Origin of the sequence: Pedobacter nyackensis, assembly GCF_900176505.1 — a bacterium.
GTDB lineage: Bacteria > Bacteroidota > Bacteroidia > Sphingobacteriales > Sphingobacteriaceae > Pedobacter > Pedobacter nyackensis.
Genome location: NZ_FWYB01000001.1, coordinates 513,095 through 536,733, shown reverse-complemented (window position 1 = coordinate 536,733; position 23,639 = coordinate 513,095). Strand labels below are relative to the sequence as shown.

Genomic DNA, 23,639 nt, shown 5'->3' with positions numbered 1-23,639 from the left:
CTTGTCTCTTCTTTCTCTCTATCGCGCGCTGACTATTTTGGTTACACCAATACCGGATTCTCTTTAATTGGCAATTTGGCAAAACGGATCACTTCAACACTTGGAAAACCGAAGTCCTCTACTACTTTACCTAGTATTAAATAGCAGCCTTTTCCTCTAAAAGGATAGATCGGTGTATAGTTTGGAAAATGTGTAGTATCGAAGAAATTTCCATCTGCATCCAGGAAAGTACCAAACCACATCTTTTTATTGTTCTTTGCGTGTACGGTTTTTTCGCATACATATAGGCCCACCATTTTTACGGTTTGACCAACATAGCTGATCAGGTTATCCGTGCGTACATCTCCTCTGTAATCTGTTTTCAGCAGATCAAACATAGACAGGCTAAGGGGAAAGCCTAGTAACTCAAGTTCATGATAGGCATCTTCCAGTTTGGTATTGATCAATTCCGGCAAAGTGTAACGTTTACGCTCCAGCTGAAAAAGTTCAGCATCGTTGACGGGCCTAACTTTAGTTCCAAGCATCAAATGCACCTCCCAAAGCAGCGCCTTCTTGCTTTTACCAGTAAACCTCAAAGCTCCCACCCTAATCAATATCACCACTTGCTCAAGGCCCATACCTGTGCGTTTCACAAAATCCTCCAGATCGACAAAAAGCCCATTCTGCTTACGTTCTTCCGGTATCAGTTCAATGAATTTACTTTCCAGTCCCTGTATCCCAATAAAACCCAGATGCGCGTCAGCATCTTTAATAGATACAACTGTGGTACTTATATTTACACAAGGCAAATGCACCTTTGCCCCTGCTTTTTGTAATTCATGCACATATAGCCAACGGGTATAAAAACCACCGTAGTTATTGAGTACAGCCACCATAAACTCTTGCGGATAATAGGTTTTCAAAAACAAACTTTGATAACTTTCTACTGCAAAACTGGCCGAATGCGCCTTGCTGAAACTGTAGCCTGCAAAAGAAAAAACCTGTCGCCATACTTCCCCGGTAATATGCTCCGGTCGACCCAGAGCTCTGGCACCGTCATGAAACTTTTCCACCAGCTTATTAAATTCCATTTTCGAACGGTATTTCCCACTCATGCCTCTTCTTAAAATATCGGCATCCGTACCATTCATACCAGCATAATTGATACATATTTTAATCACATCTTCCTGGTACACCATTACGCCAAAGGTATCTTCCAGCTGTTCCTTCATCACAGGATGCAAGTAATTTACATTTTTCGGGTCGTGATAATTCTGGATATACGCTTTCATCATGCCTGATTGCGCTACTCCTGGTCTGATGATGGAACTGGCCGCGACCAGTGTTAAATAATCTTTACAACCCAGTTTGGTAAGCAGCTGCCGCATGGCCGGCGACTCAATATAAAAGCAGCCAATGCTATTGCCCGACTTTAATTTATTGTTCAGGTTGTCATCTTTCATAAATGACTTTACCTGATGAATGTCTATTTTTCGCTGTCTGTTTTCTTCTACGAGTCGCACAGCCTCCTTGATGTGTCCAATCCCCCGCTGACTCAGGATATCGTATTTATCGAAACCTATGGCTTCGGCCTCATACATATCCCATTGCACAGTAGGCATCCCTTTAGGCGGCAAATCCAAGGCGGTATAATAAGTGATCGGTTCTTCCGAGATCAATACACCTCCGGCATGAATGCTTCTCTGGTTGGGCATTGCTCCCATCAGTTGATATATAGCCATAATCTTTTTGAAAGTGGCATTATCCCGATTTTCCGTAGCCCTCGACGGATCGGTAAAACCATCGATCTCGGCCTTCGGCAATCCCATTACTTTACCGATCTCCCGGATTACTGATCGGTCTTTAAAAGTAGAAATGGTACCCAGTAAAGCCGTATACTCCCTGCCGTATCGTTTAAAAATATAATCCTGTACGTCCTCCCGCTCATCCCATGAATAATCAATATCAAAATCGGGTGGCGAAGTACGCTGCGCATTCAGAAAACGCTCAAAATATAGATTCAGTTCAAGTGGATCAACATCGGTAATCCGCAAGCAAAACGCAACTGTACTATTAGCACCCGAGCCCCGACCTACATGATAATAACCCTTAGCCATTGAATAACGAATAATGTCCCAGGTAATGAGGAAATAGGCACAAAAATCCAGATCATCAATTACCTTCAATTCATTTTTCACTTTGTTTAATGCCGTTTTATTATTTTTACCATAGCGGTAAACCATCCCCTCCATAGCTAGCTTTTCAAGTAAAGCCTTATCATCCTGTTTATTTCCGGTAAAAGTTTTACGGTTCAGGTGAACTTTACCCTGCGCATAATCCATGATGCAGCCATCCATCAGTTTACGGGTATTATCAAGGATAAAAGCATATTTACTAAACTTGGCTTCCAGCTCACCGGGAGGCAAAAACCTATCAGTACTCCTGCATTTATCTTCCGGCGTGACCATCGTCAGCAGCGTGTTCAAATCTATCCCACGTAAATATTCATGCAGGCGGTATTCAATTTTGTCGGCCACAAAAACGGGTTGTAATGCGACCAATTTATCTTTTATATTGCTGATGTCTTTACCATGGAGTGTATGCAGCTCATCAAAACGGATGCCCAGATACTCATTTTCATTTAGTGCTCCGGCCTCAATACCACTACTATAGGCATAAATTACCAGTGCATGTTTAAATGGCTTTGCGCTATCCGGCAGGACCTTTTGTTCCAGATTGTGCCAGGTAAGGAAATCATTCAGTTCCTTCATCCCTTCCTTATTTCGGGCGATGCCAATATAAAGCAATTGCTTATTTCTTCTGAATTCGATACCTCCGATAGGTTTTAGACCTTCTTTACGGCATTCCCTCATGAATTCCATCACCCCTGTAGAGTTATTGATATCGGTGATGACCATTTGTGTAATGCCACAAAAGATAGCTTCGGCAACCAACTTTTTAACAGACATGGTACCATAACGCATACTATATTGAGAATGGACGTTCAGGTACATGATTTAGATATCTAAGTCCATAACTGAGGCCCTTGTAACCGCTTTATCGCCATAACGATTACGGATTTTATCCATAGCCTGTACCAGATTATATTGGGTTGTTGATTCGCTATACATATCGATCTGTTCGAAGCCGTTTACCAGGCTAGAAAGTCGTACGCCAACCAGCCTCAACAACATACGTTTAGTATAGACCTGCCTGAACAAATCCTTTGCTTTTTCAATCAAAACATTATCCAGCGAGGTATAAGGAATAACGGCCTGTTTGGTTACATCTTCAAAATTGGAATATCGGATGGTTACTGTAATACAGGCTGCCAGCTTGTTTTTTTTCCTCAATTGGAAAGCGATATCCATCACCATTGAGGTAATCAGATTATTAATAGTACCTACATCAATGGTATCGGCTTTAAAAGTACATTGTGTACCAATTGATTTTTGTTCGGTGTAAGGAATTACAGGGCTATTGTCGATGCCCTTTGCTTTTTGCAGCAATTGCAATCCGCTTTTTCCCAGCAAGGCATTCATGTGATCGGGATGGATCTGGGCCAGAGTGAAAATCTTTTTAATCCCCATGTCACTCAATTTAATGAAAGTCTTCTCACCGAGTCCTGGGATTTTACGAATGGATAATGGATTAAGAAAAGGCACCACATCCGGCTGCCCCACGTTTTTCTCTCCATCGGGCTTACATTCATTGGTAGCCATTTTGGCCACAGTCTTATTCACAGATAAGCCGAAGGAAATTGGCAACTTCAACTCCTTCATGATGGTTTCCCGCAACTCATGTGCATATTTCATGCAACCATGAAAGCGATCCATGCCTGTCATGTCGATATAATGTTCATCAATACTCGCTTTCTCGAAAAGAGGCACCCGCTCTTTAATGATAGCCGTAATCTCATGCGAAGCTTCAGAATAAGCATCCATACTCCCCCTGATAAACACCGCATGCGGACATAGCAATTTTGCCATACGGGATGGCATAGCTGCATGTACTCCATATTTCCGGGCCTCATAACTGCATGAACTCACCACTCCCCGATCTGATGTACCACCAATAATTATAGGTTTTCCTTTCAGCGTATCATTTTTTCGTATCTCCACGGACACAAAAAAAGCGTCCTGATCCATATGGATGATTTGCTTCTCTTCCCTCATAACAAACAAATTTATCTGAGCGCAAAGTTAAGCTAATATATTTAGCAAAATAAGACTAAACTAAAAATATTAGCCAAAATAAAGGTGATTTTATTACCGAAGAGATTATAAAACTGCATAGACTTACACGGTTGCATTCATAAAGCAGATACCCATGCGGCCCTGAACTCTTTAGTCACCTGTGGTTGATTAACAGGAACCTTAGGCGCTGCTACAACTGCTGATTTCCTGCTTGTACCGCAAGAATAAAATAAAAAAAGGCTGCAGCAAGATAATGCCAACAGCCCTTTTTCAAGATTTTTAAATGATATTTTCAATAGTTCTTAGCTTTTGTTGTACGTTATAACAAAGCTAAAATTATTATTCAATTAACCTATATCAAAGTGTTTTTTACAACAGCTTAAGCCGTTTGTAATTTTGCTATATTTCTGTAAGGGAAAGAGCCAAATATATGACGACGCGCAAACCTGCCCGGTGAATCAGCATTTACCAACTTCACATAAACAGCTTTAGGAACACCAAAGTATTCGTAAGCACTACCATCTAAAAAATGTACAGTAAGTACCAATCCTGCCCAAGTGTAATCAGCAATACCGCATGTAGCAGTAGTTTGCGTATATTCATCAATAGAAAGCGCAAGTGTTTCAGGTGCTATACTCACAAGGAAATGATAAGCTTCAATGATCTCCTTACTTTTGATTTCGGCCTCAAGTTTAGCTTCCTCGCTGTCCTGAAATTTATCAGGGTGCCAGTCTTTCATTAAATTCCTGTAAATGGTTTTCAATTCTTTCAATTCGGCATCCTTTTGTACACCCAATAGTTTTCTGTAATCAGTGATCTTCTTCATAAAATTTGCGCAAAGGTAAGGAGATTACCTTGCAATTGCATTAATTTTCAATTATTTATGCAAAAAAACCTTTCTTCCTGTTTTCTTCATTCTATTGTTTCAACTTTATATCAACAGGTAACGATTAGAATTTAAATACAGAACATCATGAAAAGGGATAAAGCTAATTGACAATGTCAATTAGCTTTGATAGGCATAGACCATACTTTTATTAGTGTGTAGTTTATCATTCACACGTTTTAGATGATCTTTAAATAAACTGTGATCCGTATCACTGGCCGCAGCTAATACAGCCAATTTATACTGGGCTTTTGCAACAACAAAATTCTGTTGTATTTCCGCATTCTGACCCAGGCGTCCGTGAATTTCAGCTTTACATACTCCTGGAACAGCTAGTGCTTTTTCCGCCATCAGCTCTACTGATTTATACATCTTAAGCGTAATCAGTAAATCCAAATAATGTGGATATACATCCGGAAATTCAGCTTCCAGTTCAATGCATTTTTTAAAGTAATAACCAGCAGTCTGGTAATTTTTAAACTGATAATAATAAAAACAGCCCAACTGATAATGTGCCCGAGCATATTCGGGGTCTATATTGATAATTTCATTAAATATGTGAAGTGCCTTAGGCAGCTCACCATATTCAAGTTCCTCTATTCCCTGCAGATATTTTTCATCTACAGTATATAAAATGTCCATAAGGATATATTGATTTGTTAAGAACAATCGTCTTAACATTGATTTTTAAATGTTTTAATTGAAAAAAGCTTTTGAAAGCTTAATTATTAATAAGCGAACGACACTAGTGGCCGGGAAGAAAAACAAAGTCCATACCCCGGCCCTTCAGCCAATAAGACTGGCTATCCTGGTTTTTTGAGATATGTTGAATACGTAGCATGACTTTATATTTTTTTTACAAATATAGGAAATTATCTATATCATCAAGAATTAAAGCCTGTTATGATTTTTTCTTCAAAAATATTTGCATAACCAAACGGTTATACATAGCTTTACATAACCAAACGGTTATATAACAGAAATAAAAATGAAAGCACGCAGAGATGTATTCCAGGCGATAGCCGATCCAACCCGTCGGGCCATTTTAGGATTATTAGCCCAACAATCCCTACCCATTAATATGGTTGCGGAAAATTTCCAGATCAGTCAGCCTGCGATATCCAAACACATGCGGATACTAACGGAATGCGGATTGGTTGCTATTACGCAAAAAGGCCGTGAAAGATTATGTGAAGCCCAGTTGAATCAATTGAATGAAGTTACGAGCTGGGTTGAACAATCGAAAAAACTATGGAATCACAGATTTGAAAAACTAGACAACTATTTAATCGAATTACAAACCAAAAATCAAAACGATGGAACAAAGTAAAACACACGTAGAAAAAGAACTATTGATTACACATCTTTTCAATGCGCCCCGGGAACTTGTATTTGAATCATGGACAGACGCCGAAAAGTTAAAACACTGGTATGCACCTGATGGTTGCACTATTGAATTTAAAACTATAAACGCTAAAGAAGGAGGATTTTTTCACTCCTGCGTTCATGATCCTATCCATGGTGATTGCTGGATAAAGGGGCTATACAAAGAGGTAACTTTTCCGGAAAGACTGGTCTTTTCTATGATTTTGTCGAACGAAAATGGTGATGATGTGAGATCTACTGATGCCGGAAAACCGGAAGACTGGCCGGAGGAAGTACTTACAACAGTTACTTTTACGGAGATTGGTAAGCAAACCAAACTTACTATACACCAAACTGTTTCTGAAGCAGAAGCAAAACAAACGGGTGCTTATCAAAGCTGGATTAAGATGTTTAACAAATTAGGGGCATTTATTGAGGGAAAAACGCAATAGCCCTGAACCAATTCATGATTTGATTGTTATTGATATATCTATTATAAAAACGACAATAAAATATGGGATTAATGGGATATTACCTGATCGCGGGTATTATGTTTATAGTTGGGCTTATTGTAAGCAACAGGCTCAAGAGTAAATTCAACGAGTACAGTCAGATTGGCCTTCAGAACGGCATGAGTGGCAGGGAGATTGCTCAAAAAATGCTTGCAGATAATGGCATTTATGATGTTACTGTAACTTCTGTTCCAGGTCATTTAAGCGATCATTATAACCCGGAAGACAAAACCGTTAATCTAAGTCCCGATGTGTACGAAGGAAGAAGCATATCTGCAGCCGCTGTCGCAGCCCACGAATGTGGTCATGCCGTTCAACACGCAACAGCCTATAAGATGCTTACTTTTCGCAGTACCATTGTTCCTATAGTTAATATCAGTTCCCAATTATCTCAATGGATCATACTCGCAGGACTCGGCTTTTTAATAGGAAGCGCGAGTCCAACCATTTTGCTTATAGGTATAGCGCTGTTTGCCATTACCACGCTATTTACAATCATTACGCTCCCTGTTGAATATGACGCCAGTAACCGTGCCCTATTATGGCTGGAGAACAATAACATTACGACCCCTGCTGAACACGATAAAGCAGCTGATGCACTAAAATGGGCTGCACGCACCTATGTTGTTGCGGCAATTAGTTCAGTAGCAACTTTGCTCTATTACATTCTGCTTTTTATGAACAGCAGGGATCGTCACTAACCTAATACTTCAGGTTGGCTAATAAATCGTCGTTAACCAGATTTGGCATCGTTATATTCAAAGTAGCGGTACGTTCCATTTCTCTTGTTATGGCAAAACGCGCTTCTTTGTTTCTGGCCCAGCTTCTTCTTGCTATGCCGTTGTTTACATCAAAAAACAACATGTTCTTTAACTTCACCGCAGCAGCTTCAGTTCCATCCAGTACCATCCCAAAGCCACCATTAACCACTTCTCCCCAGCCTACGCCACCACCATTATGAATGGATACCCAGGTTGCACCTCTAAAGCTATCACCAATCACATTATGAATGGCCATATCAGCAGTAAAACGACTGCCATCATAAATATTACTCGTTTCCCTAAAAGGGGAATCTGTACCACTCACATCGTGATGATCGCGTCCCAGTACTACCGGAGCAGATAATAAACCTGTTTCAACTGCCTCATTAAACCGCTCTGCGATTTTAGCGCGACCTTCAGCATCTGCATAAAGTATCCTTGCCTGCGAGCCTACCACCAATTTATTGGCACCAGCCTCTTTAATCCAGGTCACATTATCCTGAAGTTGTTGTTGTATTTCAACCGGAGCTTCGGCTTTAATCTCCAACAATACTTCCATAGCAATCCTATCGGTTGTTTTTAAGTCTGCAGGATTACCTGATGTACATACCCATCTGAAAGGTCCAAAGCCAAAGTCAAAACACATTGGTCCGAGGATATCTTCTACGTATGAAGGATATTTAAAATCTATACCATTAGGAGCCATTACATCTGCTCCTGCCCTGCTGCATTCCAAGAGGAAAGCATTACCATAATCAAAGAAATAAGTTCCTTTTGAAGTGTGCCTGTTTACAGCAGCAGCATGCCTGATCAATGAAGCCTTAACCTGCTCTTTAAAGCGCTCAGGTTCGGCAGCCATCATCACATTTGATTCCTCATAGCTAAGGCCTACCGGATAGTAACCTCCCGACCATGGATTATGTAGTGAAGTCTGGTCTGATCCGATTTCTACAAAAATGTCCGACTGATCAAAACGTTCCCACACATCAACTATATTTCCGATGAAAGCAAGGGATACCGTTTCCTTTAATGACTGTGCGGTTTTTATTCTCGCAACCAAACCATCTAAATCTTCAACCAGCTCGTCAACCCAGCCCTGCTCATGTCTTTTACGTGCAGCTGTAGCGTTTATTTCGGCACATACCGTGATGCAACCGCTGATGTTACCTGCTTTGGGCTGCGCACCACTCATACCTCCCAAACCTGCGGTAAGGAAAATTCGGCCTGCAGGACTCTGTCCCGCCCCCAATTTCTTCCTGAAAGCGTTCATCAAAGTAATGGTTGTTCCATGCACAATGCCTTGTGGACCGATGTACATGTAAGAACCTGCGGTCATCTGTCCATATTGCGTAACGCCTAATGCACTATACTTTTCCAGATCATCCGGAGAAGAGTAATTCGGAATCATCATACCATTGGTTACCACTACACGTGGAGCCGCGGCTGAAGATGGGAATAATCCCTGAGGGTGTCCGCTATACATATTCAACGTCTGCTCATCCGTCATCTTTGCCAGGTATTGCATGGTTAACAGATATTGCGCCCAATTCTGAAAAACGCCACCATTTCCACCATAGGTAATCAATTCGTGTGGATGTTGTGCAATAGCCGGATCCAGGTTGTTCTGAATCATCAGCATGATGCAGGCAGCATGGAGACTCTGGTATGGATATTCACTTACAGGGCGCGCATACATATCGTAATCCGGCTTGAAGCGATACATATAAATACGGCCATAGGTTTTTAGTTCTTCCAAAAATTCAGCTGCCAGCTCCTCATGCCAGGCTTCCGGAAAATACCGCAAGGCATTACGAAGCGCTAACTTCTTTTCTTCCTTACTTAAAATATCCTTGCGTACCGGCGCATGACTAACCTTTGTATCGTACGTTTTTTTTTCAGGCAATTGACTAGGAATCCCCTGTAATATTTGCTCCTTAAAATTCATTTTTATTGGATTAGATAGATGAATAATACCAACTTATCAACCTAAAACTGTTCAAATTGAGCAGTAAATGCAGTGGTATAAGCAACATTTTCTTTTGCTGCTAAATCTTCAGCGATTTTCAATATTGTTCCGCTCTGCACCATCTCAATGGTTGTCTCCATCATCTCATACATGATTTGATCTTCTTCCAGATGCTCAACTTTTGAACGAACAAAATCATGAACAGCGGTTATGATTTTCCCTGGCTTTAATGGCGCATGATAATCCATAGCCTGTGCTGCACAGAACAATTCTATTCCTAAAATTTTCTCTACATTTTCGATCACTTGCAATGCTTTTCTACCACTGATAGAACCCATACTCACGTGGTCTTCCTGACCTAAAGAAGTAGGTATACTATCGGCACTTGCCGGAAAGCAAAGTCCTTTATTCTCACTGGCCAAAGCCGCTGAAGTATATTGTAAAATCATGAATCCTGAGTTTAGACCGGTTTCACGCATCAACAATTTAGGTACACCAGGAGTATTTCCTTCCAATGAAAGGTAGATCCTGCGGTCAGATATGTTACCAATTTCTGAAGCTGCAAGGCAAGCGTAATCCAAAGGCATAGCGATAGGCTGTCCGTGGAAATTACCACCGCTGATGGTATTGTCCTCACTAAAGATAATCGGGTTATCAGTTACCGAGTTGATTTCTATTTCCAGTGTATCTTTAAGGTGCACCCATGCATTTCTCGATGCTCCGTGTACCTGTGGAATACAACGTAACGAATATGGATCCTGCACTTTTGCACAATTCAAATGTGAGCTTACAATCTCAGAATCTGCCAGTAGATTTCTCATATTGGCGGCAACATGCTGATTCCCTGAATATGGTCTTAATTGATGCAAACCTTCATCAAAAGGTTTTGCAGAACCCATTAAACCCTCAAGCATCATAGCAGCAGTAATATCAGCAGTAGCCAATACATTATGAAAACGAGCCACCACTTTTACCGCATGCGCAGCAATAAACTGAGTACCGTTAATTAATGCCAAACCTTCTTTAGCACCCAAAGCTATCGGCAGCATTCCGTGTTCTTTTAATAATTCTGCTGTAGCTATAATAGCACCTTTATAATGAACTTTTCCCAATCCAATTAAAGGAAGAAAAAGATGCGACAAAGGAGCCAAATCACCCGAAGCACCTACAGAACCCTGTTTAGGGACCAAAGGTATTGCTCCAGTTTCCAGGTGCCAGATCATACGATCAAGGGTAGCTTCCTGTATACCGGAATATCCTTTAGCAAGCGCCTGCAGCTTAAGCACCAACATCAAGCTGGATATCTCCTCATCAATAGGCTCTCCAACACCAACAGCATGACTCTTCAAAATATTCTCCTGAAGTTTTTTAGTATCTTCTGCCGAGATCATCTCCGTACATAACGGACCAAATCCTGTATTGATACCATAAACAGCCTTATCTGAAAGGGCTATTTTCTCTACTATTTCACTGCTTCTTTTTATCTTCTGACGGGTATCAGGGCTCAAAGCGCCTTTTATCTTTCCTTTACTGATGGCCAGCGCTTTGCTGACTGTAAGAAAATCTGAACCGTAATTAAAAATCTGATTAACACTCATATCAAAAATCGTTTACACAAATATAACCCCTATCTTTGATACTTATAAATACCAATTACATCATCAACCAATAACCATGAGTTATCAAATAGAACTCCGACATCTGAAATATTTCCAGGTTCTTGCCCAGGAATTGAAGTTTAGAAAAGCTGCTGAACTGTTATTTATATCGCAGCCAGGCCTTAGTCGGCAAATCATGCAAATGGAAGAGATATTCAATGTAAGCTTGTTCGACCGCAGCAAAAAAAAAGTAGAACTTACCGCTGCCGGATTGTATTTAAAAGAAGAGGTTGACTTCATTTTCAACCACCTGGAGACGATCAGGCGACAATTGGATAACATTAGTCAGGGTAAAGAAACAGAATTACGGATAGGATTTTTAGGGTCTGCGGCACAAAAGGTGGTACCTGAGCTGGTACTCAGATTAAATAAAGAATATCCCGGAATACAAACTATTCTGGATGAAATGCCCAATAGACTACAAGTAGAAATGCTCGAAAAGGATAAGCTAGACCTCGCTTTTGTCCGCCTGCACCGTTTACCGGAAGGAATCTCCAGACATCTTATTCATCAGGATACCTTTGCGATGGTATTGCCGATGAACCATCCTATAAACGAAGCAAACTTTAACAGTGTTCGAGATTTTAGCCAGGAACAATTTATCTTCTTTTCAAGCGAAGACAGTCCTTTTTACCACGATTTGATTACAAGTATTTGTGAAGATCACGGCTTTCGTCCGAAAGTTTTCCATAAATCGGTGAATGCGCTAACTATCTTTAAACTGGTTGAAGAAGGCCTGGGTATAGCAATTGTACCCACATCCTTGCAATATGGGTACAATTTAAATGTTAAGTTTATTGAGTTGAAAAACATTCCACAGCGGACAGAATTGTATGTAGCCTGGAAAGAATCAAATAGAAATCCGGCACTAAAAAATGTGATCGGATTACTGCTTTCTCAGCCAAAGTAGGCAAATTCCAAAATGTAAAAGGTTCTATTGGAGTTTTGCAAAATTTACAAAGACCGCAAGGTTTTCATCTATGTTTAAATGCGAAGCGAAAAAAACATCCTTGGCAATAATTATCTGTCTGGGCAGCCGGGTCAAAATAAATTGTTCTTTAAATGCTGTAGGATTTACCGGAGTAAGACGGAGTAAATTAATTACGCTGCTTTTTCCATCGGGTATTTTGGCTGTTCCTTTCATTGTTACCTGTAGAAAGACCACCGTACTATCTCCCTCAAATTTGGCGGCAGTTTTTTCAAACGTTATTTGTTGTGCCAGATTAGTCTGGGAAGAACGCTGATCCAGCACCTGGATTACCATCACTTTCCCTTTGAAAGACGCTGGACTGATCACATTCCCCTTGCCGTCTTTGAGTTTAAATTGTGGTACAGCAGCCTTTTGTGCGATCAGTTTATATTTTGATTGTTCCAATTGGTTAGCTGCAATAAATTGCGGATCATTTATGGCCAACTCGGCATCCCTAAATAAGGAGACCAAACTATCCGTCATACCCTGACTCCCAAGTTCTGGTTTTACGATCTTATTAAAATATCTTTTCTTTATTGCTGCGCTTTTCACATTATACAACATATACTCCAATTTGCTGAGCTCATTTCCTGTACAAGCTTCAGGGCCGTTCACGATTTTTCGAAGATTAAAATACAGATCAAGGTAGTCAAACGGATTAACCCCTGCCCGGTCCAACAAAGGATCATCGATGTTAAGCTTGGCCAACGCAATTGCAATAGCGGGATCTTTTGGAAGAATTTTATGCGTCAGTACAGATTGCCAGGCTGATTTTGCATCAAAAAAGTTTGTTTCAAAAGTATGCACTGCAGTAGACTTAACCGTTTTTTGACTATACACTCTGCCATAACTACAGAAGGTTATGATCCCAATAATAATGAAGTACTTCATAAATATTTAGTTTGCTCTTTCTTTAATAGATCTTTCTATTTCGGCCTCAAGTGTATGTTTAATTTTATAATCAATTGATGCGGCAATCTTCCCATCGGCTTTAACTACAACCAGGAAAGGGATACTATCAAAACCAAATACACTCCGCAGGCCGGCAACATTAAAACCCCTTTCATCCCTTGCCTGTACCCATTCCATTTTCTCCTCATCAAGTGCTTTTCTCCACTCTTTATCGTGTGTATCCATAGAAACACTTAAAAAGATCACCCCTTGATCTTTAAATTTCTGATAAACTTTACGCAAATGAGGTATCTCTGCACGACATGGGCCACACCAGGAAGCCCAAAAATCAATCACAATTACTTTTCCGGCATAGGGCGTTAAGTCTATTTGCTCTCCATTGGTTGCTAACATTTTAAATACTGGCACCTGCCGTCCCGGACGGGCTTTGGCCATGAGATCCAATTTCTGTTTCAGTAATTTACCATGATAAAATTGCTTCCCGATAGGACCAAGAAGTCCATAAGATTCAACCGCTACATCATATGGCGTATTAAAAAGCAAGTGGGCCATATAGGCCGACAATTCATTATCCGGATTATTCCGGATCAGCTCCAGTCTGAGCGGCACAGTAACATCTAAAAACTGCTGATAAAAATCTGTTAAAGGACTTCCCTTAAAAGCACGCGTTGATAAATGTTCAATGTTGCCTTTTATAATTATGGTTTTGTTTTCCAAAATGAAGTTCCATTTTTTCTGATTAATGTGTAGTACTGAAGCCATTAAGTGTTTAACCTCACCCCTCAATTCGAAACGCCCGTTTTCAATCTCAACCGGTTGAGCGATGACTTGATTATTGCCCTGAGATACAATCCAGGCCTTACCATATTTAATCCCCGTTATTTCTCCTTTAATGATATATCCCGCATGAGCCTGACTTAAAAACAGAAATAGAAATGCAAAATAACTAATGGTTAGTTTCATGGTTGGCTACGGTTTAACTGCGCAATTAATAAGCGCATATCAAATACAGGCGAACAACAACAAAAAAAGGGTGAAAGAAAATATGTTTTAATGCCTATAAAGGTTAACCCTCATAACCAGATCTGGTTTACCTGGACCAGCATAGACTTCAGCTTGACAGGTACCATGGTACGTTTGCCCCTTTAGGTACTACTCAAGATTCTTATTAATCAATGCAACCATTTGAGCGAATTCCTTTTCGGTATAGCCTATAGATTGATAAATGATCTTGCCATTTTGATCGATGAGAATGTTTCGCGGAATAGACTGCGTAGCAAACTGTTTAAAGATACTGCGGTCAAGATCCGGGAGTATAGGAAAAGTAAACCCTTTAGCCTTTTTAAAAGGTTCTAATTTATCCCAGCCTTCTTCACGTCCGAATACAAAAAAAGCAAAATTGCTATTGCTGCTATGCTTATCCCATATTTGTTTTTGCACTTCCGGAAGTTCAGCATTACATGGAGGACACCAGGTAGCAAAAAGATTAATCAATATTAATTTCCCTTTATAATCGCTGATGTTCACCTTTTTCCCTCTTTCTATTTCGAATGAGAATTGTGGAATGCTATCGCCTATTTTTGTTAAGGTACTTGAATCCTGTTGCGCGATAGATGCAAATGGTAATAACATCAACAACAAGACTACGAAACGACTCATTTTCATACGATCTAATTTATTTATAAAGCTAGTAAAAAGGAATAATAATCAATTAAGCTTAAGCAAACTGCCTGTAGCACAATTTTGCCTGAAATTCCAGTAATTGACGTTTTCTTTTAACCAGATCGGTTTCCCGGGCCTTACTCACGTCATATCCTATAAATTCGAACTGCTTTAAAGTATGTTCCAGTTCATAAAAGTCGCGGTATTTCATTTTTAACTCAGGAAAAACATGTCTTTGTACCGCAATAAAATGAAAGTACCTAAAAATATGCATATCCCGTTCCTTTAACTGCGCATTCAACGCTTCAAACTCATCTTTAAAATTGGGATCATTACAAATCTCATTACACCTATAAATATCATTCATAGCCTGATCATTAAACAGCTCTTCAAGGTGATAAATAGGGATTACAACAGGTTTTTGGTAAATATCGTCCAGATTTTCGGTATAGGGTTCCCGGTAATCGAAATACCCCTGGTAAATTTCAGGATAACTACTATTGTCTATCATGGGAATGATTTATTTTGGTGGCGCAAATTAAAAAAATAAAACTTAATTCCAGCTAAAGTGTTAACATCTAACGCATTTGTTAGTATCTAACCTTTATTATAACCACCATGGGCGAGAAAGAATCATATCAGCGAAGCTTTAAAATCACAATTAACTTAAATGGGAAAGACCAAACCATTCAAGTAAGTCCTGAAGAAACCACAGATGGCGTTGAATATTTCAAATGCAATCTGGAGGGTAAAAACATCACCCAGATCAGAAGAGAGGAAGATGGAACCTGGGAGCAAATATGGGGAGAACTGGACAACAAAACAGTTGAAGAAATCGGGGAAGCCATAACTGCTACACTATGAACATACACCAAAGCAATCTAAAACTCCGTTCTGGAAAATTTTCTATCGAAAAGCATCAATATGAAAACATCGGGCTGAATGAGCGCATGGTATCCATGTTTTTAGGAGGCATATTGATTAGCCGGGGGATAAAAAGACCATTGAAGGCGCAGTTTTTGTATGGTGCATACCTCACTTACCGTGCCTTTACAGGACGCTGTCTACTATACGAAAGATTAGGGATTGATGCCAGTAAACCCCATGCCATAAACATCAGGGGTGAGTTTGTTATCGAACGCCCCGCAGCAGAAGTATATGCCTATTGGCGCAATTTGAATAATCTTCCTGGAAGTGTAAAACACCTTTTGAGTGTAGAAATAGAAGAAGAGAACCTTTCCAAATGGAAATCAAATGTGATGGGTAATCTGTTCGCTATTGACTGGAATGCAGAGATTGTTAAAGATGAGCCCGGACATCTGATCGGATGGCGATCTATCCCAGGCTCCCTATTTCATCATGTTGGAAGGGTTGAATTCGCAAAAACATCCAACCCACAGGAAACACTATTAAAGATCGTCCTCTCCTATCACCCACCTGCAGGCGGACTTGGGCTAGGACTTGCTAAATTGTTAAATCCGTACTTCGAAAGTTTGCTTAAAAAAGAAATCAAAACATTTAAGCATACAATAGAAACGACTACGCAACGCCAAGCTTAGCGATTATAGCCAATACAAAGCTCAATGCATTCAGAGCTAGCATAATGATAACGATGATACCCCAGAACTTAAACACCGACTTCATCTTTTCCATTGCTATGGTAAAATTCTCCTGATCGGCATACAATACGGCAGTATTAGCTGCATTAGCATATTTAAACAGCAAAAAGCTTGGATAAAATATCATTAACGAGATACATAAAAAATATACCGTTAAAAAAGTTGTGCCCAACTGTACCAATGGATTGGCCGGAGTTACCATTGAAAGCCCCTCCACGATAGCCGTTGCACTAAAAGCCATAAGCGCTATCAATAATGAAAACACCAACCCTACTATAGAAAGAAACTTAGTCCACCTTGCTGTTTCATAAATATAACGTCTGATCTCTTCTGTTACCACTAATTGCTCCTGCTCCTGCTCCTGTTCTGCACCAGCTGTTGGCTCAGTATCTTCAAAATTCTCCATAATTGTTAATTATTACTCAATAAGGTTTAAGTAGCCCTAAACATAAAAAATATTTTTAAAAAATTGATACCTTTGCCCCAAATCAAGAAAAAATTAATTCATGGCATTACAATGTGGTATCGTTGGTTTACCAAATGTTGGAAAATCTACATTATTTAACTGTTTATCTAACGCAAAAGCGCAGGCAGCAAACTTCCCTTTTTGTACTATTGAGCCGAATATAGGCGTAATTACCGTACCGGACGAAAGATTAACCAAATTAGCTGAGTTGGTTAAGCCAAATCGCATCGTTCCAAACACCATTGAGATCGTAGATATTGCAGGTCTGGTAAAAGGTGCATCCAAAGGCGAAGGTTTAGGTAACCAATTTTTAGGTAACATCAGGGCTACTAACGCCGTGATCCATGTTTTACGTTGCTTCGACGATGGAAATGTGATCCACGTAGATGGTTCTGTTGATCCCATCCGCGATAAAGAAATCATTGATACAGAACTACAGTTGAAAGATCTGGATACCGTTACCAAACGCATCCAAAAAGTAGAAAAATTGGCTAAGAATGATAAGGACGCCAAAAAAACTTTCGATATACTCAGTGTAATCAAGACGCATCTGGAAAGTGGAAATTCAGCTCGCTCTGCGGCTGTAGCTCCTGAAGATTTTGACTTTATACAAGAATTAGGCTTATTAACTCAAAAGCCGGTAATGTATGTTTGTAACGTAGATGAGAACTCTGTAATTAACGGTAATGCTTATGTTGACCGTGTTAAAGAGGCTGTAAAAAATGAAAATGCTGAGGTATTGGTTATTTCTGCTAAAATAGAATCAGAAATTGCTGAACTGGAAAGCTACGAAGAGCGTCAGGAGTTTTTAGCTGACCTTGGCTTAACAGAATCAGGTGTAAACAAACTTATTGTTGCTGCATACCGCTTATTAGACTTATACACTTACTTTACTGCTGGTGTACAGGAAGTACGCGCCTGGACCATCACTAAAGGATTTACCGCACCTCAGTCTGCCGGTGTGATCCATACTGATTTCGAAAAAGGTTTTATCCGTGCTGAGGTAATTAAATACAACGACTTTGTAACCTTAGGTTCTGAAAACGCATGTAAAGACGCAGGTAAGCTAAGCGTTGAAGGAAAAACTTACGTTGTAGAGGATGGTGATATCATGCACTTCCGTTTTAATGTTTAAATTTTAAACTGATACAAATCATGTTGATAAACAAAATAAAATACTTAGTTCTTTTAGCCGGTGTAGCAAGTGCTGTTACTTCATGCAAAACAGACATCGATAATTTTGATGCTGCAGCACAATTTACAAAAGATACTACCGCTATTAGAAGTTATGTAACGGCCAATAAAATCGAGACGATAAAAGATAAATCCGGTGTGTTTTATCAGGTGATCACACCTGGTAGCGGAACGGCATCGTACAATAGGAATACATTAGTTACTGTAGATTATGCTGGTAAAGTACTAGGCGAGACCAAAAACTTTGACAGCAGTGGAGGTACCGCCCGGGAATTCCAACTTGGCGGTTTAATTGCTGGCTGGCAAATCGGAATCCCTTATATTCAGAAAGGTGCAGAAATCAGACTTTTCATCCCTTCTCAATACGCGTATGGAAATGCCGCTATGCCGGGTATTCCTGCTAACTCTGTACTTGATTTTACTATAAAACTTGCAGAAGTTAAAAACCCTTAACAATCGTAATAAATAATATTCATTCAGGAGGCTGTTCATCAATCATGAGCAGCCTTTTGTTTTTAAGCCAAATGCTAGAGCAGCACTCCCCTTAAAAACAACAGCGCCATTGAGAAGTAAATGATCAGACCTGTTACATCAACCAGCGTCGCTACAAATGGCGTAGAAGACACCGCAGGGTCAGCCCCAAGCTTCTTTAACAGCAAAGGCAACATAGAGCCCATTAAGGTTCCCCACAACACCACACCGATCAGTGAGCAGCCTACCACTAAGCCAATCAACACCGGTTCGGTAAGTGAACCGCCAATAAATTGCCAGCAAATGATCACAGAGAAACTTAATAAGCATAAAGTAACACCTAAAAAGATACCCGAGAATATCTCCCTCCGCATTACGCGCCACCAGTCTTTAATGGTAATCTCTCCTAGTGCCATCGCCTGAATAATCAGCGTTGCAGCTTGTGAACCACTATTACCACCGCTTGATATAATTAATGGAATAAAGGTGGCCAGAATAACTACCTTTTCTATTTGTCGTTCAAAGTTCGACATCGCAAAAATGGTTAACAGCTCTCCGAAGAAAAGCACAATTAACCAAACTACCCTTTTTTTGTACAATTGAAATACCGGAACATCCAGGTAAGGTTCATCCAGGGCCTGCGTACCCCCTATTTTATGAATATCTTCAGTGTATTCCTCATTAGCAATCCATAAGATATCATCTACCGTAACAATACCCAGCAATACATGATTGTCATCAACAACGGGTAACGCCACCCTATTGTTCATTCTAAACACATTAATGGCCTCTTCCTGCGGATCATTCACCTTAAGTGAAATCAGTCTGTGATCAGTCAGCGTACCTATTTTTGCTTCAGGATCGGCCAGCAGGACTTCCCTGATTCGGATATCATCCAGCAATACGCCATCCTTATCAATCACATAGATTACATCAATGGTTTCAGAGTTTTTACCATACCGTCTGATGTGCGACAATACCCGGTTTACTGTCCAATCCTTTTTTACTGCAACATAATCGGGCGTCATCAACCTACCCACACTATCCTCTTCGTAACCTAAAAGCGAAAGCGCTTCTACGCGATCTTTAGCAGGCAATAGGATAATGAGCTTTGTTACAGCATCACCTTTCAGTTCACTAAATAACGAGGTACGGTCATCCGGAGGCAGTAAATTAATCAGCTCAGCCAATTTATTTCCCGGAAGTTTTTTAATGATTCTTTCCTGGGTAGGAAAATCGAGAATTCTGAAAACATTCACTGACCTTTTTATAGACAGCGTATCAATAAATTTCACTGCATGTTGAGGAAGCTCATCTATCAGATGCTCAACATCCGAAATGTTAAGATCATCCAGGTAAACTTTTAATTGTGCGTCGTCATCCTGCTCTATTAGTTTAACGATCTCTTTAACAACTTCCTCTTCCATATAATATCCGCAGTTCTTTTTACATCATTATTCCATTGATTTTCAATTTTGCAAAAGTGCCTTTTATTTTTTTAATAAGCTGCCTTTTTACAGGATTAATTGGCGTTTTATTTTGCGCTTTTTATACTATAAATAAAAAACGGATACTGTACGGATACCAAATGGCTTCTTCCGAACAATATCCGTTCAATAAAGCAGAGCGCTGTGCCCTACAAAAATCTCTCTTATTTACTGGCCGACTTACCTGCAGACTTACTGATTAATTCTGCAGTGATCTGCAAGCTTTCGTCCTGAACGTAATCAACAGCTGATTTCGTCTGATCGCCTAAGGCGGCAACAGGTTGTAATCCCTGCAATTTCCTACGTTTATTTAAACGGGCTAACTCATCTGCCTGCTGCTTTTGTTGTTCTAAAGCGAATTTATTAAGATCCAATACTGTTGTTTTTTTAGCATTTGATTCCTTAACCTTTTGAATGTCCTCCACCAAAAACTTGAATTCCTGACTGGCATTCATCCTTTCCTGATGATGCTGTTTAAGTTCATTAACTCCTTTAAGTCCTACAACCGGGCTAAACCTCGCTTGAGCAATCTCATCGTACGGAAGCACATTTTTAAGCGCACTTTCACCAATATTTAAGGATTCATATTTAGATGGGAAACTGATATCAGGTGTTACCCCACGATGTTGTGTACTGGCACCATTCACACGGTAGAACTTCGCCATAGTAAATTTCAGAGAACCCAAACTTGGATCATTTTGTCCTGTTAGCTGGCCAACCGGATATACTGTCTGAACAGTTCCTTTACCATAACTTTGTTCTCCGATAATCACGGCACGTCCATAATCCTGAAGCGCTGCTGAGAAAATTTCAGATGCTGATGCACTTAAACGGTTAATCAATATGGTTAACGGTCCTCCATATACAACCAGGCTGTCTTTATCAGATTCCACCTGAATTTTACCATTGGCATTACGCACCTGTACTACCGGTCCATAATTTATGAACAAACCTGTCAGCTCCACCGCTTCTTTTAAAGAACCACCGCCATTGTTACGCAGGTCGACCATTACTCCTTCAACGCCTTGCGTTTCGAAAGCTTTTAGCGCTTTCCGTACATCAGCTGTAGTTGAGGCATAGTCTTTATCCCCTTTATTAAAAGCTGCCGCATCAAAATAGAAGTTCGGGATACTGATGATACCGATTTTCTTAGTACTGTTACCTTGTTTTACTGATTTAACCTCACTTTTAACCTTTTGATCTTCCAGTATAATCTTATCCCTTACGATAGTAACCTCTTTAGGTTTCGATACCAATGCTGCTCCTGCAGGTAAAATACGGAGGCGAACAATTGATCCTTTTGCACCACGTGTTCGCTGAACTACTTCATCCTGAGTTAATCCTACTGCATCCTCAAATTCCCCGTTCTCGCCTTGCGCAATGGCCAAAATACGATCATTTACGGCAATCTTGCCGCTTTTATCAACCGGACCACCTTTAACAACTGATATGATCACAGGAAGCTCATCCTGGAAACTGAATGTAATTCCGATTCCTTCCAAAGATTTGTTCATCTGCATATTGAACTCTGTAGATGCTTTTGGAGAGAAATAGGTACTATGTGGATCTACAGTTTCCGTAAATGCGTTCATGAACACTTCAAAAGCATTTTCGCTTTTCAAGATATCTAATCCTTTTTTAAGCTTCTCATATCTGCGGGTAAGCGTCTGATAGGCTTTCTTTTCGTCGTTATTTACAGCCTTAAGGGAAATCAGTTCGTAACGAATACGTTTATTCCAATACTGATCTTCTTCCTTCAGAGAATTAAACCAAGGCAATTCCTCCCTGCTAAAATCATAAACGTCAGTTGAACTTAGGTTTTGAGCCGTTTTAAGCGTGGCTAAAGCGTATTCAGCCCTTTCGTTCATCCGTGTTGCGTAAACACCGAACAATTTAAAAGCGCCCGAAAGATCACCTGATACTAAAGCATCATCCATTTGGAAACGATACTTTTCAAATTCCTTCACATCAGATGCCAGGAGTACTGCATGCGCTTTGTCCAATTTACTAAGGTAATTATCAAATATGCGCGTAGAAAGAGAATCATCAATCTTCACTTTTTTATAATGATAATTAGCTATTGCTGTTGTAACCGTTATGGCTATCGCCGAATGCTTAGGCATTGGTTCGAAAGTAAAAGGCGCCGACTCCACTTGTACCACTTGTCCGTTTACGGTAGTGCATAAACATACCCCATAAAGCATTAATGCAACAGGAGATTTATATAAGGTTTTAAAATTCATCGTCATTAATTTTTAATAATTGAGTACCGATTCCATCATCAGAACCAATTGAAGCAGGACCAATTGTATGCTCCTTAATGACGCAAAAATATACTATATATCCAAATAGCAAATAATTCCGGCTACAATCTGCTATTTTTATCGTTCAGCAATTCTGCAATTTTTTGTTCCAGTTCGTCCCCCCTAAGGTTTTTTGCCAGTATTTTCCCATCTGGTCCTATCAGGAAATTGCCAGGTATGGTTTTCACAAAATACTTTACAGCCACTTCATTATCGGCGCCTTTAAGATCAGAAACGTTAGTCCAGCTAAGCCCATCATCTTTAATCGCTTTCAGCCAGGCAGCTTTCAGTCCAGCATTGTCTAAAGACACCCCCAACACCGTAAAATTCCTGTTTTTGTATTTTTGATATACTTTTACCACGTTTGGATTTTCCTGCCTGCAGGGAGCACACCACGAGGCCCAAAAATCTAACAGGACATACTTACCTTTAAAATCGGATAATTTAACGGCCTTACCGTTGATGTCATTTTGCGTAAAATCCATCGCGGGCTGCCCCAAAGCCAATAACTTGGTAGCATATATTTCATCCTGAATTCGCTTACCTAAGGGGCCCGATTTTAAACGTGACGAGAATTTAGCAAACTCCGCTTCTGCGACTAAGGGATCGGCCACAATTGGTACAACAGTTTTAAACAATATTAAACTATAATACGAATCACGATTGCTACGCATAAAATTAGCATGAATATTTTTCGCCTCTGTATCAAGCGTCTTCAATTGCTCATTAAAACCCGCAGTGTATATGGAATCCTTTAATTGTTCAGGAGTTCCCGATTTGTATTGGGACATAATTTTACCAGCTCTCGTTTGAATCCCGGCCATTATAGCTTTACATTTTGCGACATCATCGTTAACCACCGAGCCCTTTACTACCGCAGCGCTTACAGAGTCGTTTTTTGAGCTGAGGGTTGTTGTTCCCGACTCCAGAAAAAAATCAAGCAGATCTGAGGGTGTACGTCGGGTTGCGATTCCCGGAACAGTCTGCCGTTTGATTTTTAGGTATGCCTGCGCTACCTCAGACAGCGCGCCATTAAAAGTAAAAACACCATCCTTTATATTGGTAGAATCTATAGTGGTTTTACCATTTATAGTATAGTAAAGGAAAGCCTTCGCAGGAAAAGGCAGGGGCCTTAGCTTAGCATTTAGGATAAAATTTTGCTGGCCCAAGGTTACAAATGGCAGCAAACATAGTAATAGGAGTACTTTTTTCATGGTTGTTTAGGTTTTGGT

The 23,639-nt window shown here is 40.1% G+C and carries 22 protein-coding genes; 8 read left to right on the top strand and 14 right to left on the bottom strand.

The genetic code is table 11. The features are described 5' to 3' along the window. Positions 1 to 41: 41 nt before the first annotated feature. The 4 genes from dnaE to B9A18_RS02185 all read right to left on the bottom strand — a co-directional run bounded on the left by dnaE (position 42) and on the right by B9A18_RS02185 (position 5,703). On the bottom strand, positions 42 to 2,993 hold the full coding sequence (gene dnaE, locus B9A18_RS02205) for a DNA polymerase III subunit alpha (RefSeq protein ID WP_084287025.1): 2,952 nt from the start codon (positions 2,991 to 2,993) through the stop codon (positions 42 to 44). A gap of 3 nt (positions 2,994 to 2,996) precedes the next feature. After that, positions 2,997 to 4,154 (bottom strand): DNA polymerase IV, encoded by a 1,158-nt coding sequence (dinB, locus tag B9A18_RS02200; RefSeq protein WP_084287024.1) that lies wholly within the window; start codon positions 4,152 to 4,154, stop codon positions 2,997 to 2,999. 400 nt (positions 4,155 to 4,554) lie between these two features. Further along, positions 4,555 to 5,001: a KTSC domain-containing protein gene (locus tag B9A18_RS02190; protein ID WP_084287022.1), complete on the bottom strand. Its 447-nt coding sequence runs from the start codon at positions 4,999 to 5,001 to the stop codon at positions 4,555 to 4,557. A 180-nt stretch (positions 5,002 to 5,181) separates the two neighbouring features. Then, positions 5,182 to 5,703: a tetratricopeptide repeat protein gene (locus B9A18_RS02185; protein ID WP_084287021.1), complete on the bottom strand. Its 522-nt coding sequence runs from the start codon at positions 5,701 to 5,703 to the stop codon at positions 5,182 to 5,184. Between the two features lie 346 nt (positions 5,704 to 6,049). Between B9A18_RS02185 and B9A18_RS02180 the strand changes: the two genes are divergently transcribed. The 3 genes from B9A18_RS02180 (at position 6,050) to B9A18_RS02170 (ending at position 7,639) form a co-directional block, all read left to right on the top strand. After that, positions 6,050 to 6,391: an ArsR/SmtB family transcription factor gene (locus B9A18_RS02180; protein WP_084287020.1), complete on the top strand. Its 342-nt coding sequence runs from the start codon at positions 6,050 to 6,052 to the stop codon at positions 6,389 to 6,391. Beyond that, on the top strand, positions 6,378 to 6,878 hold the full coding sequence (locus B9A18_RS02175) for an SRPBCC family protein (RefSeq protein WP_084287019.1): 501 nt from the start codon (positions 6,378 to 6,380) through the stop codon (positions 6,876 to 6,878). The genes B9A18_RS02180 and B9A18_RS02175 overlap by 14 nt, the downstream gene beginning before the upstream one ends. Before the next feature lie 62 nt (positions 6,879 to 6,940). Then, positions 6,941 to 7,639, top strand: coding sequence for a zinc metallopeptidase (locus B9A18_RS02170; RefSeq protein WP_084287018.1), 699 nt, complete (start codon positions 6,941 to 6,943; stop codon positions 7,637 to 7,639). A 1-nt stretch (position 7,640) separates the two neighbouring features. On the opposite strand, the gene B9A18_RS02165 is transcribed toward B9A18_RS02170, so the two are convergent. Together B9A18_RS02165 and hutH are read right to left on the bottom strand one after the other, a co-directional pair. Then, positions 7,641 to 9,644 (bottom strand): urocanate hydratase, encoded by a 2,004-nt coding sequence (locus tag B9A18_RS02165; protein ID WP_084287017.1) that lies wholly within the window; start codon positions 9,642 to 9,644, stop codon positions 7,641 to 7,643. Positions 9,645 to 9,685: 41 nt separating this feature from the next. Beyond that, on the bottom strand, positions 9,686 to 11,263 hold the full coding sequence (hutH, locus tag B9A18_RS02160) for a histidine ammonia-lyase (RefSeq protein WP_084287016.1): 1,578 nt from the start codon (positions 11,261 to 11,263) through the stop codon (positions 9,686 to 9,688). Positions 11,264 to 11,339: 76 nt separating this feature from the next. On the opposite strand from hutH, the gene B9A18_RS02155 reads away from it, so the two are divergent. After that, the gene (locus tag B9A18_RS02155) at positions 11,340 to 12,233 is read left to right on the top strand and encodes a LysR family transcriptional regulator (protein ID WP_084287015.1); all 894 of its coding nucleotides are present in this window, start codon (positions 11,340 to 11,342) and stop codon (positions 12,231 to 12,233) included. A 24-nt stretch (positions 12,234 to 12,257) separates the two neighbouring features. Here B9A18_RS02155 and B9A18_RS02150 read toward each other — a convergent pair whose 3' ends face one another. The 4 genes from B9A18_RS02150 to B9A18_RS02135 form a co-directional block, all read right to left on the bottom strand. After that, positions 12,258 to 13,184, bottom strand: a complete 927-nt coding sequence (locus B9A18_RS02150; RefSeq protein WP_084287014.1) for a hypothetical protein — start codon at positions 13,182 to 13,184, stop codon at positions 12,258 to 12,260. A 6-nt stretch (positions 13,185 to 13,190) separates the two neighbouring features. Beyond that, positions 13,191 to 14,168, bottom strand: coding sequence for a TlpA disulfide reductase family protein (locus B9A18_RS02145; RefSeq protein ID WP_084287013.1), 978 nt, complete (start codon positions 14,166 to 14,168; stop codon positions 13,191 to 13,193). Between the two features lie 189 nt (positions 14,169 to 14,357). After that, positions 14,358 to 14,870: a TlpA family protein disulfide reductase gene (locus tag B9A18_RS02140; RefSeq protein ID WP_084287012.1), complete on the bottom strand. Its 513-nt coding sequence runs from the start codon at positions 14,868 to 14,870 to the stop codon at positions 14,358 to 14,360. Between the two features lie 52 nt (positions 14,871 to 14,922). Continuing rightward, on the bottom strand, positions 14,923 to 15,378 hold the full coding sequence (locus tag B9A18_RS02135) for a hypothetical protein (protein WP_084287011.1): 456 nt from the start codon (positions 15,376 to 15,378) through the stop codon (positions 14,923 to 14,925). Positions 15,379 to 15,485: 107 nt separating this feature from the next. Between B9A18_RS02135 and B9A18_RS02130 the strand changes: the two genes are divergently transcribed. Both B9A18_RS02130 and B9A18_RS02125 read left to right on the top strand, forming a co-directional pair. After that, on the top strand, positions 15,486 to 15,731 hold the full coding sequence (locus tag B9A18_RS02130) for a hypothetical protein (protein ID WP_084287010.1): 246 nt from the start codon (positions 15,486 to 15,488) through the stop codon (positions 15,729 to 15,731). Further along, the gene (locus B9A18_RS02125) at positions 15,728 to 16,426 is read left to right on the top strand and encodes an SRPBCC family protein (protein ID WP_084287009.1); all 699 of its coding nucleotides are present in this window, start codon (positions 15,728 to 15,730) and stop codon (positions 16,424 to 16,426) included. The genes B9A18_RS02130 and B9A18_RS02125 overlap by 4 nt, the downstream gene beginning before the upstream one ends. On the opposite strand, the gene B9A18_RS02120 is transcribed toward B9A18_RS02125, so the two are convergent. Then, positions 16,407 to 16,892, bottom strand: coding sequence for a DUF5362 family protein (locus tag B9A18_RS02120; RefSeq protein ID WP_084287008.1), 486 nt, complete (start codon positions 16,890 to 16,892; stop codon positions 16,407 to 16,409). The two genes, B9A18_RS02125 and B9A18_RS02120, sit on opposite strands and share 20 nt — an antisense overlap. Positions 16,893 to 16,992: 100 nt before the next feature. On the opposite strand from B9A18_RS02120, the gene ychF reads away from it, so the two are divergent. Both ychF and B9A18_RS02110 read left to right on the top strand, forming a co-directional pair. Further along, positions 16,993 to 18,087, top strand: coding sequence for a redox-regulated ATPase YchF (ychF, locus tag B9A18_RS02115; protein WP_084287007.1), 1,095 nt, complete (start codon positions 16,993 to 16,995; stop codon positions 18,085 to 18,087). A gap of 20 nt (positions 18,088 to 18,107) precedes the next feature. Next, a complete protein-coding gene (locus B9A18_RS02110) occupies positions 18,108 to 18,599 on the top strand; it encodes an FKBP-type peptidyl-prolyl cis-trans isomerase (protein ID WP_235005212.1) in 492 nt (163 codons plus the stop codon). 74 nt (positions 18,600 to 18,673) lie between these two features. Here B9A18_RS02110 and mgtE read toward each other — a convergent pair whose 3' ends face one another. From mgtE to B9A18_RS02095, 3 genes are all read right to left on the bottom strand, one after another. Continuing rightward, entirely contained in the window at positions 18,674 to 20,044 is a 1,371-nt protein-coding gene (gene mgtE / locus B9A18_RS02105; protein ID WP_084287006.1) for a magnesium transporter, read from the bottom strand. 224 nt (positions 20,045 to 20,268) lie between these two features. After that, positions 20,269 to 22,347 (bottom strand): carboxy terminal-processing peptidase, encoded by a 2,079-nt coding sequence (locus B9A18_RS02100; RefSeq protein WP_159452583.1) that lies wholly within the window; start codon positions 22,345 to 22,347, stop codon positions 20,269 to 20,271. A gap of 122 nt (positions 22,348 to 22,469) precedes the next feature. Further along, positions 22,470 to 23,621, bottom strand: a complete 1,152-nt coding sequence (locus tag B9A18_RS02095) for a TlpA disulfide reductase family protein (RefSeq protein ID WP_084287004.1) — start codon at positions 23,619 to 23,621, stop codon at positions 22,470 to 22,472. Positions 23,622 to 23,639: the final 18 nt, after the last annotated feature.

What these genes read in the sequence shown, in the direction of transcription:
- dnaE (WP_084287025.1), bottom strand. Translation starts at nt 2,993, where the DNA reads ATGTACCTGAACGTCCATTCTCAATATAGTATGCGTTATGGTACCATG.
- dinB (WP_084287024.1), bottom strand. Translation starts at nt 4,154, where the DNA reads ATGAGGGAAGAGAAGCAAATCATCCATATGGATCAGGACGCTTTTTTT.
- B9A18_RS02190 (WP_084287022.1), bottom strand. Translation starts at nt 5,001, where the DNA reads ATGAAGAAGATCACTGATTACAGAAAACTATTGGGTGTACAAAAGGAT.
- B9A18_RS02185 (WP_084287021.1), bottom strand. Translation starts at nt 5,703, where the DNA reads ATGGACATTTTATATACTGTAGATGAAAAATATCTGCAGGGAATAGAG.
- B9A18_RS02180 (WP_084287020.1), top strand. Translation starts at nt 6,050, where the DNA reads ATGAAAGCACGCAGAGATGTATTCCAGGCGATAGCCGATCCAACCCGT.
- B9A18_RS02175 (WP_084287019.1), top strand. Translation starts at nt 6,378, where the DNA reads ATGGAACAAAGTAAAACACACGTAGAAAAAGAACTATTGATTACACAT.
- B9A18_RS02170 (WP_084287018.1), top strand. Translation starts at nt 6,941, where the DNA reads ATGGGATTAATGGGATATTACCTGATCGCGGGTATTATGTTTATAGTT.
- B9A18_RS02165 (WP_084287017.1), bottom strand. Translation starts at nt 9,644, where the DNA reads ATGAATTTTAAGGAGCAAATATTACAGGGGATTCCTAGTCAATTGCCT.
- hutH (WP_084287016.1), bottom strand. Translation starts at nt 11,263, where the DNA reads ATGAGTGTTAATCAGATTTTTAATTACGGTTCAGATTTTCTTACAGTC.
- B9A18_RS02155 (WP_084287015.1), top strand. Translation starts at nt 11,340, where the DNA reads ATGAGTTATCAAATAGAACTCCGACATCTGAAATATTTCCAGGTTCTT.
- B9A18_RS02150 (WP_084287014.1), bottom strand. Translation starts at nt 13,184, where the DNA reads ATGAAGTACTTCATTATTATTGGGATCATAACCTTCTGTAGTTATGGC.
- B9A18_RS02145 (WP_084287013.1), bottom strand. Translation starts at nt 14,168, where the DNA reads ATGAAACTAACCATTAGTTATTTTGCATTTCTATTTCTGTTTTTAAGT.
- B9A18_RS02140 (WP_084287012.1), bottom strand. Translation starts at nt 14,870, where the DNA reads ATGAAAATGAGTCGTTTCGTAGTCTTGTTGTTGATGTTATTACCATTT.
- B9A18_RS02135 (WP_084287011.1), bottom strand. Translation starts at nt 15,378, where the DNA reads ATGATAGACAATAGTAGTTATCCTGAAATTTACCAGGGGTATTTCGAT.
- B9A18_RS02130 (WP_084287010.1), top strand. Translation starts at nt 15,486, where the DNA reads ATGGGCGAGAAAGAATCATATCAGCGAAGCTTTAAAATCACAATTAAC.
- B9A18_RS02125 (WP_084287009.1), top strand. Translation starts at nt 15,728, where the DNA reads ATGAACATACACCAAAGCAATCTAAAACTCCGTTCTGGAAAATTTTCT.
- B9A18_RS02120 (WP_084287008.1), bottom strand. Translation starts at nt 16,892, where the DNA reads ATGGAGAATTTTGAAGATACTGAGCCAACAGCTGGTGCAGAACAGGAG.
- ychF (WP_084287007.1), top strand. Translation starts at nt 16,993, where the DNA reads ATGGCATTACAATGTGGTATCGTTGGTTTACCAAATGTTGGAAAATCT.
- B9A18_RS02110 (WP_235005212.1), top strand. Translation starts at nt 18,108, where the DNA reads ATGTTGATAAACAAAATAAAATACTTAGTTCTTTTAGCCGGTGTAGCA.
- mgtE (WP_084287006.1), bottom strand. Translation starts at nt 20,044, where the DNA reads ATGGAAGAGGAAGTTGTTAAAGAGATCGTTAAACTAATAGAGCAGGAT.
- B9A18_RS02100 (WP_159452583.1), bottom strand. Translation starts at nt 22,347, where the DNA reads ATGAATTTTAAAACCTTATATAAATCTCCTGTTGCATTAATGCTTTAT.
- B9A18_RS02095 (WP_084287004.1), bottom strand. Translation starts at nt 23,621, where the DNA reads ATGAAAAAAGTACTCCTATTACTATGTTTGCTGCCATTTGTAACCTTG.